Origin of the sequence: Deinococcus planocerae (assembly GCF_002869765.1) — a bacterium.
GTDB lineage: Bacteria > Deinococcota > Deinococci > Deinococcales > Deinococcaceae > Deinococcus > Deinococcus planocerae.
On sequence record NZ_PNOR01000066.1, the window covers coordinates 1 to 9,722 of the forward strand.

Genomic DNA, 9,722 nt, shown 5'->3' on the forward strand with positions numbered 1-9,722 from the left:
CGGCCCGGCGGTGGGGGCGGCCCTCGCGCACCTCGCCGCCCTGCGCCGGGCCGGGCGGGTGCGGTCCCGGGACGAGGAGCGGGCCGCCCTCGCCGACTACCTGGGGCACTCGACATGACCACGGTGCCGTGCCCAGCCGAGCAGCTCCTTTGCCTTGCAGGGTCCCCTGCGCTCGGCTCGGCCTCGCAGCCCGGCGAGGCAGGGTGACTCCCCCCTCCTCCCCCCTCGGTGAGGGGTCATCCCGCGCCCGGCGGCGTGCGCCCGTACAATGCCCTCCATATGCTGCTCAGCCTCCTGACCACGAGCCCGGTCGCGTTCGTCATCGTCGCGGCGGCGCTCGTGCTGTCCCTGACCGTCCACGAGTTCGCCCACGCCTACACCGCCGACCGTCTCGGCGACCCCACGCCCCGGCGCTTCGGGCGCGTGACCCTCAACCCCGGCAAGCACCTCGACCCCTTCGGCACCCTGCTCCTGTTGATCGCGGGCTTCGGCTTCGCCAAGCCGGTGCCCATCAACCCGCGCAACCTGGGACGCTGGGGCACCCTGTGGGTGTCGGCGGCGGGGCCCATCAGCAATCTCCTGATCGCCCTCCTGATGGGCCTGCTCCTGCGCTTCTTGCCGCCCAGCCAGTTCACCGTCGCGGTGCTCTCGACCGTCCTGAGCGTGAACATCGTGCTCGCCGTCTTCAACCTGATTCCCATCCCGCTGCTCGACGGCAGCCGCATCATCGGGGCGCTCATTCCCTCGCTGGGCCGCAGCCTCGCCCAGTTCGAGGCCCAGCCCTTCAGCTTCGTGATCGTGATGCTCTTCATCTTTATCGCGCAGGGGCCGATTGGAAGCATCATCCGCTCGGTGCAGGGGTGGGTTTTCGGCATCGTCGGGCTGCGCTGAGGCCTCAGGACGACGCACAACCCCCGGCGTAGAACCGGGGGCGCTTCTTTTCCCGCCCCTCACCGCAGGTGGAACATCATCACCACGTGTGCCCCCGTGCCGCCCAGCACGAACAGGTGCCAGATCTCGTGGAACCCGAAACCCGGACGGGGATTCCAGCGCCGTGTCCCGTAGATCACGGCCCCGATGGAGTAGAGCACCCCCCCCACCGCCAGCCAGACGAGCGCGGCGGGCGGCAGGTTGCGCGCGAGCTGCGGCAGCAGCCCGAGGGCGATCCAGCCCATCCCCAGGTAGAGCACTGTGCTCACCCAGCGCGGCAAACGCATGGTGACGAGCTTGAGGACGATGCCCGTGACGGCGATACCCCAGATCACGCCGAGCACCCCGCCCCGCCACACGCCCTCCAGGCCGTAGTAGACGACCGGGGTGTAGCTCCCCGCGATCAGGAGAAAGATGCCCGCGTGGTCGAGCTTGCGCAACCACAGGAGCCCCCGCTCGCCGGGCCGGAAGGAGTGGTAACTGGCGGAAGCGGCGTAGAGCCCCACCATGCTCAGCCCGAAGACGACGAAGGGCCAAACAGCCAGGCCGCGCGCCTGCGCCCACCACAGCAGCGGCCCCAACACGGTCAATGCCGCGACCGCCCCGCCCCAGTGGGTGAGGGCGTTGACGGGCTCGCGGGGAGCGGTGAGGAGTCGCTTCACGCTCCCAGCGTAGGGGGTGGGAGGGGAAGGGGCGTGGAGTTGGGACGGGATTCAGGGGGAGACGGTCTTTGGTCTTGGCGGCAGTTGAACAACCAACCTTGTAGCAGTCCCGTCAGGATCCTGTGGGTACCGTACCCACCATGCCAGGACCCTTGATCGCCGCTTTGCTCGCAAGTGCAGCGTTGCAGGCGCACTATTGATGCTCCGAAGGGCGGCGGGCATGGTCGGAACCGTGCTGTTGGTCTCGCTGGGCTTCCTGCTGGCCGACCGCTCCGTGACTGCCACCGAGCAGGACCGCTCTGCCCTGGGACGCCTGCTTGGATTCCGCGGCCCCGTGCGGAGGATGGTTGAGACTGAGACCCCAGTGGACGGCTCAGCCCTTTTCGGAGACGGGCGGACCCAGATGGTGACGGAGGTGTCAAGAGATGGAGCGACGGCGCGGGTCGTGCTGATGCACACGTACCGGGACCGGAAGGGAAAGACGACGACCACCCGAACGGAGAGGCGCTACGTGGTGAGCGGCTCACCCGGGCGCGAAGAGGTGCGCGAGTCTTCTCGCTCGGCGGAGGACCGAAGCGAGACGGTGAGCACCTTCGAAGGGCCATGTCAGGTCAAATCGCTGCACCACCTTTCAAGGAAAAACGATTCGTTCAGCGAAGTAACAGAGACCAAGTGTGACCGCCGGGGCCGAACCCTGGAGCAGGTCACGCGGCGGGGTGAAACGGTCATCAGCCGAGCTACCTTCTCCTGGTTTCCAGGACGGTGGGCGTTCTTAAAACAGTGGAATGCGTCACTCGGCGGTCGTCCCGCGTATCGCAACGATGGCTTCTTGCGATTCGACGCCCACGGGAACAGCCTCAGCTTCGACGGTTCATTGGCAGACCTCCGCCAGCATTACACGTACGACCGGCGGGGAAACTGGACTTGGCGAAAAACAGAAATCTTGTCGGAAGTCCCGCTGGGGGACATCAACACCAGGGACATCACGTACTGGGATGAGGAGTAGAGGCCAGGGGACTGGCTCCCCCCTCACTTCCCCCCGTAGTTCGGCGCCTCCTTGGTGATCGTGACCCCGTGCGGGTGGCTCTCGATCAGGCTGGCGCCCGTGATGCGGACGAACTGGGCCGCGACGCGCAGGGTCTCCAGGTCGGGGGCGCCGCAGTAGCCCATGCTGCTCCGCAGGCCGCCGACGAACTGGTAGAGCACCTCGCCCGCCCTGCCCCGGTAGGCGATGATGCCCTCGATCCCCTCGGGGACGAACTTGCGTCTGCCCGACTGGAAGTAACGGTCGCTGGAGCCCTGATCCATCGCGCCCAGGGAGCCCATGCCCCGGTAGCTCTTGTAGCGCCGCCCGTCGCGCAGGATGTCCTCGCCGGGGGCTTCGTCCGTGCCCGCGAGCATGGAGCCCATCATCACCGCACTCGCCCCGGCGGCGATGGCCTTGGGCACGTCGCCCGTCTGCTTGATCCCGCCGTCGGCGATGACGGGGACACCCGCCTCCAGCGCGACCTCGGAGGCCTCGAAGATGGCGGTGATCTGGGGGACGCCGACGCCGGTCACAATACGTGTAGTACAGATCGAACCTGGGCCTATGCCACATTTTATTGCGTCTGCACCGGCATAAATCAGGTCTTGGGCTCCCGCACGCGTGGCGATGTTTCCCGCAATTACGTCCACATCGAAATGATCCTTCACCCGGGTCAGCGCGTTCAGGATGCCCTGGCTGTGCCCATGAGCGCTGTCGAGCACGAGCACGTCGGCCCCGGCGGCGACGAGGGCCCCGGCGCGGTCCATCAGGTCGGCCCCCACACCGATGGCGGCAGCCACCCGCAGACGACCCAGGCTGTCTTTGGCGGCCCTCGGGTACTTCACCCGCTTGGTGAGGTCCTTGATGGTGATCAGGCCGCGCAGCGTCCCCACCTCGTCGGTCACGAGCAGCTTCTCGATGCGGTGGCGCTTGAAGATGTCCTGCGCCTCCTCCAGCGTGGTGCCGACGGGCACGGTGACGAGGTTCTCGCGCGTCATCACGTCCTCAATCGGCGTGGAGGGGTCGTCGAGGAAGCGCAGGTCACGGTTGGTGATGATGCCGAGGAGCCTGCCCGCGGGATCGGTGATCGGCACGCCGCTGATCCGGTACTCGCCCATCAGTCGCTCGGCGTCCCCGACGGTGGCGGTGGGGGGCAGGGTGATGGGGTCGACGATCATGCCGCTTTCCGACCGCTTGACCTTGCGGACCATCTCGGCCTGGGCGTCCACGGGCATGTTCTTGTGAATCACGCCGATGCCGCCCTCGCGCGCCATCGCCACGGCCATCGCGGTTTCGGTCACCGTGTCCATCGCCGCCGACACGAAGGGGATGTTCAGCCGCACCCGGCGGGTGAGCTGCGCCTCCACGTTGACCTCGTGGGGCAGGACCGTCGAGTGGCGGGGGAGCAGCAGCACGTCGTCGAAGGTGATGCCCTCCTGGCCGAACTTGTAGGCGAAGCGGCCTTCCTGCGCGCCGGGCTGGCCGATCAAAACGGGGGGCGTGGCCTCGGGGGTCGGGCTCGTCATGGGGGCGAGTGTACCCCTCCCCTCCCCCGGCGCGGGGTGGGGGCGTCCACACCGGCCCCCTTGCAGGGTGGAAAGGCCCGTGCTAGATTCTCCCTCGCCCGCTCGGGGCGCAAATTAACGGGGTCGTAGCTCAGCTGGGAGAGCGCGTCGTTCGCAATGACGAGGTCAGGGGTTCGATCCCCCTCGACTCCACCAAGGTAAGCCCGTCACTGGCGGGCCTCTTTTTTTGGCGTTCGGGGACTCCCGCGCGGCGGGCGCAGGCGGTAGGGTACGGAGGAGCCCCGAACCACGCATGACCCAGCCCGACACCACCGAGTTCGCCCGGCTGCTCGTCCGCCTCCGCCGGGAGCGCGGCTACAGCCAGGGGCAGCTCGCCGTGCGGGCTCGCTGCACCCGCCCCTACGTCACGCTGCTCGAAGGGGGGGAGCGGACGCGGCCCTCGCGCGAGCTGGCCCTGCGCCTCGCGCACGCGCTGGGGCTCTCCGGGGAGGAGCGCCGGGCCTTTCTGGCGGTCGCCGGGCACCCGGAGAGCGAGGCCACGCCAGATGGGGCGGGGGCCGACGTGTTCCGGCTCGCCGTCGGGGTGGTGGACACCATCCCCTCGCCCAGCGTGCTGCACGACAGCACCTGGACCGTGCGGCACGCGAACGGGGCCGCCCTGGGGATGTTCGCGGCGCTGGGGCGCGGGGTGCCGCCGGGCCTGTCGCTGCTCGAACTGGTGTTCGACGTGGGCTACCGCGGGCATTTCCCGGTGTGGGAGCCGTGGGCGCGGCACATGCTCGCGCAGTTCAAGCGCGACAGCCTCCACGCGCGGCGGGACGAGGCCTACCACGCGCTCCTGGCCCGCCTCGGGCTCCTGCCCGACTTCGTGCGGCTGTGGCGGCACGTGGACCCGGCGGCGGACGCCACGCCCGTCATGCCGGTGGCGTTCGCGCTTTCCCCCTACGGCACCTTCCACCTCAACGTGGTGCGGATGCAGTTCGTGAACACGCCCGAACTCTGGGGCATCGTCTTCCTGCCGGGCGACGAGGCGGGCGAGCGCTTCATCGGGAGCGCCCGGTAACGCCCCGGGGTGGTCACCAGTTACCTCGCGCTTTGCGGGCGGGACCCCTACCCTGGGGGCACCCTCTTTCTTTGCCCCGGGACCAGATCGGCTGGCCCCACGTCCGCCCGGCCTGTGGGCACGAAGCCGTTGCCCCCAGGCCCCCGCCCCGCCAGGAGGAAGCATGTCCAGCCCATCCGCCCCGAGTGACCTCCAACGCCGGACCCTGACGGCCCTCGTCGATACCATCGTGCCCTCCCTGCCCCACCGGGACGAGGGGACGGGCTTCTGGGCGCTGAAGGCGTCCGACCTCGGCGCCGACCAGGCCGTGGGCCTGTACCTGGAGACCCAGGTGCCGCCGGAGACGCGCGCCGGGCTCCTGAGCCTGCTCGACACGCTCTCGCTGCTGAGCTTCGCCCACCAGACGCAGGCGGTGCGCGAGACGATGCTCCGCACGGTCGCGGCGATCTCCCCGGAGGCCGCCGGGGGCGTCGGGGCGCTGCGCCAGCTCACGCTGCTGTTCACCTACGGGCTGACGGACGCGCGCGGGCAAAACCCCCTGTGGCCGCACCTGCGCTACCCAGGTCCGCCCGCCCCCGCCCCGCAGGTCCCCAAGACCATCGCGCCCCTCACGCCGGAAGGCGGCGAGGTGCTGGAGGCGGACGCCGTGGTCGTCGGCTCGGGCTCGGGGGGCGGCGTGATCGCGGCCTCGCTGGCGCAGGCGGGGAAACGCGTCGTCGTGCTGGAGGCCGGGGGGTACTTCAACGAGGCCGACTTCCACGCGCTGGAGCTGGCGGCCTACCAGACCCTCTACTACCGGGGCGGCTACCACCCCACCGCCGACGGGAACGTCACGCTCGTCGCGGGGGCCAACCTGGGGGGCGGCACGACCGTCAACTGGTCGAACTCGGTGCGCCCGCGGGACGACGTGCGGCGGCGCTGGGCCGAGGAGCACGGCCTGACGGACGTGGCGGAGCCCGGCTATGACCGGCACATCGACGCCGTGCTCGCCCGCATGGGGGTCAACGAGGCGTGCAGCGACGACAACGGGCCGCACCAGCGCCTGCGCGAGGGCGCCGAGCGGCTCGGCTACACCTACGTCAAGGCCGGGCTGAACCTCGATCCCGCCCGTTACGATCCTGACCGGGCCGGGTACGGTGCCTTCGGGGACCAGACCGGGGCCAAGCAGGGGACCCTGAAGACCTTCCTGCAAGACGCCTTCGACCACGGGGCGCGGGTCCTCGTGGGCACCCGGGCGACGCGCCTCCTGGTGGAGGGGGGCCGCGCCGCCGGGGTGGAGGCGACGGCGACCGTGAACGGGGAGGCGCGGCGGGTGACCGTGCGCTCACCCCAGGTCGTCGTGGCCTGCGGGGCGCTGGAGACGCCCGCCCTGCTGCTGCGCTCGGGGATCGGCGGTCCGGCGGTCGGGGGGCACCTGCACCTGCACCCGGCGGGTCTGGTCGCCGGGGTGTACCCGGAGGACCAGCGGGCGTGGTGGGGGCCGCCCCAGAGCGGCATCCTCAAGCAGTTCGCCGCGCGTGAGGACGGCCACGGCTTCATCATCGAGGGCATCCAGTACGGCACGGCGCTCCTCGCCTCGGGGCTGCCGTGGCTCGGCGGCGAGGCCCACAAGGCGCTGATGAGCAAGCTGCCCCACATGGCCTTTTTCGTCACGATCACCCAGGACCGCGGGTCGGGCCGGGTCTCGCTCGACGAGGCGGGGAACGCCGTGCACACCTACGCCCTGACCGACGACCTCGACGCCCGCCACTTCCGCGCGGGGATCGCCGAGTGCGCCCGGCTGCACGAGGCGGCGGGGGCCGAGGAGATCCACGGCCTCGTGCCGGGGGTGGCCCCCTGGCGGCGCGGGGACGATCTGGAGGCGTTTATCGAACGGCTCAACGCGGCCCCGCTGGGGGCGGGCGGCCAGACCGTCTTCAGCGCGCACCAGATGGGCTCGGCACGGATGGGCCGCGACCCGGAGACCAGCGTGGCGGACGTGCGCGGCCAGCTCCACGACGTGCCCGGCGTCTGGATCGGGGACACCAGCGCCTTCCCGACCGCGAGCGGCGTGAACCCGATGGTGTCGTGCATGGCCCTCGCCCACCGCACCGCGGAGCATGTGCTGGAGGCGCTGCGGGGGGGAACGCGTGCGGAGGTTGGGACGCCCGCCTCCTCCCACCCCGGCCCGTCCGCCCCGTCGCCCGCCGCGGCCCAGGGTCCGCAGCCCGCCGTGGGGTTGGCGCCCGTGGCCGTGGACCCCACCGGCAGCCTGAGCGACGACCTCCAGCCCCTCACCGAGCAGCCCAGCGGCGTGACGCCCCTGTAACCCCACTCACCACCCAGGAGGTCCGTCCATGACCGTGGAACCCCAGCAAAGGCCCAGCGCGGCATCTTACGTCTACGACAGGCTCTACATCGGGGGGGAGTGGATTGCCCCGGCGAGCACCGGACGCTTCGAGGTGATCAACTCCGCCACCGAGGAGGTGATGGGCTCGGTCCCCGAAGGCACCCCCGAGGACGCCGAGCGGGCGATTGCCGCGGCCCGCGCCGCCTTCCCCGCCTGGTCGCAGACCACGCCGGAGGAACGCGCCGCCTGCCTCGACCGCATCAGCGAGGGGCTGACCGCCCGGCAGCCGCAGATCGCCGCCCTCATCGCGCAGGAGGTGGGGATGCCCTACCTCCACGCGAACGTGATCCAGGTCGGCCTCCCGGCGATCACCTTCACGTCGATGGCCGAGCAGTTGCGGTCCCACTCCTTCGAGGAGCAGGTGGGCAATTCCCTGATCGTGCGGGAGCCGGTGGGCGTGGTGGCGGCGATCACCCCCTGGAATTACCCGCTGCACCAGATCGCGGCCAAGGTCGCCCCGGCCCTGGCGACCGGGTGCACGGTCGTGCTCAAGCCCAGCGAGGTCGCGCCGCTCAACGCTTTCCTCCTCGCCGAGATCATCGAGGCGGCGGGGCTGCCCGCGGGCGTGTTCAACCTCGTGACCGGGACGGGGCCGGTGGTGGGCGAGGTGCTGGCCTCGCACCCCGACGTGGACATGGTGTCCTTCACGGGCTCCACCCGGGCGGGGCGGCGGGTGAGCGAACTCGCGGCGGGAACGATCAAGCGGGTCGCGCTGGAGCTCGGCGGCAAGAGCCCCTACGTGGTCCTCGACGACGCGGACCTCCAGGCCGCCGTGATCAGCGGCATCGGCGCCTGCTACATCAACTCGGGGCAGACCTGCTCGGCCCTGACCCGGATGCTCGTGCCGCGCGCCCGCCTGCCCGAGGTCGAGGCCATCGCGGCGGCGGTCGCCTCGCAGGTCGTGGTGGGCGACCCCTTCCACCCGGCGACCACGCTGGGGCCGCTCGTCTCGGAGACGCAGCGCGACCGGGTGCGGGGCTACATCACCCAGGGCCTCGCGGAGGGGGCCAAGCTCATCGCGGGCGGCGCCGAACCCCCGGAGGGGCTGGGCCGGGGCTACTACGTGCGCCCCACGATCTTCTCGGAGGTCACGCCCGAGATGACGATTGCCCAGGAGGAAATCTTCGGCCCGGTGCTCGTCATCCAGCCCTACGACGACGAGGAGGACGCCATCCGCATCGCCAACCACACCATCTACGGCCTCTCGGGCGGCGTGTGGTCGGGCGACCCCGAACGGGCGAAGCGGGTCGCGCGCCGGCTCCGCACCGGGCAGGTCGCCATCAACGGCGGCACCTTCAACCCGGTGGCCCCCTTCGGCGGCTACAAGCAGTCGGGCAACGGGCGGGAGTTCGGCCACTTCGGCTTCGAGGAGTACCTGGAAGTCAAGGCGATGCAGTTCTAGGAAGGGAAGGACTTGTCACCCTGAGCGGAGCGAAGGGTCCCCTCCGTCGCCCAAGAGACGCTTCGCTCCACTCGGCATGACACCACTCTTTCGTCCGACCTCCCCAAGTGAGGCGCCCAACCCACCGCGCCCCCACCAAAAGGAAGAGCCCGCCCCTCACGGCGGGTCTTTTTCTTGTCCAGAACCGAGTTTCTCCGTGCCCGTGAGCGAGAGGCCGCGTCCAGGTCAGGAACGCGGCCCCTGCACCCCTCAGCCGCCGCGGCGGATCAGCGCCGGGTACTCCGGCTGGCCGCGCAGGGGGGTCAGGGCGGGCACGCTCAGGGGTAGGGTGACGGTGCGGCCCGCGAGGGTGACGCTCACCCCGGCGGCGCGGCGGGCGGCGAGCTTGACGCCGGGCAGCTCCGCCAGCGCGGCGAGCGGCACGAAGGGCGCCCGGTCCACGTAACGCACGGGTACGGGCACGCCCGAGAGCGCGGCCTGGACACCGTTTCCGGCGGGCAGCGTCAACGTGGCGGTGCGCGGGGTGAGGAGCCGGATCGGCGTGCCCAGCGCGCCCGTCAGCTCGCGCAGCGGCAGGTACACCTGACCGTCGAGGGTGCGGGCGCTGCGCCCCGCCGCCTGCGCGTACTGCTCGGGCGTGAGGGTGGGGATCGGGGCCGGGGTCACGGGGGCGGGCTGCGGGGGCCGCGGCGCCACCGGGGCGGGCGTGGCCGGACGCGCGGG

Annotated in this window: 7 protein-coding genes, 1 tRNA gene and 1 pseudogene; 6 read left to right on the forward strand and 3 right to left on the reverse strand. The window is 71.0% G+C overall.

Going from position 1 to position 9,722, the window contains the following annotated elements:
• Window positions 1–279 precede the first annotated feature (279 nt).
• Window positions 280–891 carry a site-2 protease family protein gene (locus A7B18_RS20435; protein WP_102128516.1) on the forward strand — a complete coding sequence of 204 codons (612 nt, stop codon included), beginning with the start codon at window positions 280–282 and terminating at the stop codon, window positions 889–891.
• A gap of 59 nt (window positions 892–950) precedes the next feature.
• On the opposite strand, the gene trhA is transcribed toward A7B18_RS20435, so the two are convergent.
• Window positions 951–1,592 (reverse strand): PAQR family membrane homeostasis protein TrhA, encoded by a 642-nt coding sequence (trhA, locus tag A7B18_RS20440; RefSeq protein ID WP_102128517.1) that lies wholly within the window; start codon window positions 1,590–1,592, stop codon window positions 951–953.
• 220 nt (window positions 1,593–1,812) lie between these two features.
• On the opposite strand from trhA, the gene A7B18_RS20445 reads away from it, so the two are divergent.
• Window positions 1,813–2,598, forward strand: a complete 786-nt coding sequence (locus tag A7B18_RS20445; RefSeq protein WP_102128518.1) for a hypothetical protein — start codon at window positions 1,813–1,815, stop codon at window positions 2,596–2,598.
• Window positions 2,599–2,621: 23 nt separating this feature from the next.
• Here A7B18_RS20445 and guaB read toward each other — a convergent pair whose 3' ends face one another.
• The gene (gene guaB, locus A7B18_RS20450; protein WP_102128519.1) at window positions 2,622–4,145 is read right to left on the reverse strand and encodes an IMP dehydrogenase; all 1,524 of its coding nucleotides are present in this window, start codon (window positions 4,143–4,145) and stop codon (window positions 2,622–2,624) included.
• Between the two features lie 119 nt (window positions 4,146–4,264).
• Here guaB and A7B18_RS20455 point away from each other — a divergent pair.
• The 4 genes from A7B18_RS20455 to A7B18_RS20470 all read left to right on the forward strand — a co-directional run bounded on the left by A7B18_RS20455 (window position 4,265) and on the right by A7B18_RS20470 (window position 8,999).
• Window positions 4,265–4,340, forward strand: a tRNA-Ala gene (locus A7B18_RS20455).
• A 97-nt stretch (window positions 4,341–4,437) separates the two neighbouring features.
• Window positions 4,438–5,208, forward strand: coding sequence for an MmyB family transcriptional regulator (locus A7B18_RS20460; protein WP_102128520.1), 771 nt, complete (start codon window positions 4,438–4,440; stop codon window positions 5,206–5,208).
• A 163-nt stretch (window positions 5,209–5,371) separates the two neighbouring features.
• Window positions 5,372–7,516: an FAD-dependent oxidoreductase gene (locus A7B18_RS20465; protein WP_102128521.1), complete on the forward strand. Its 2,145-nt coding sequence runs from the start codon at window positions 5,372–5,374 to the stop codon at window positions 7,514–7,516.
• Between the two features lie 28 nt (window positions 7,517–7,544).
• Window positions 7,545–8,999, forward strand: coding sequence for an aldehyde dehydrogenase family protein (locus tag A7B18_RS20470; RefSeq protein ID WP_102128522.1), 1,455 nt, complete (start codon window positions 7,545–7,547; stop codon window positions 8,997–8,999).
• 249 nt (window positions 9,000–9,248) lie between these two features.
• Here the strand turns inward: A7B18_RS20470 and A7B18_RS20475 are convergent.
• A pseudogene (locus tag A7B18_RS20475) lies at window positions 9,249–9,722 on the reverse strand (serine/threonine protein kinase); the annotation flags it as partial.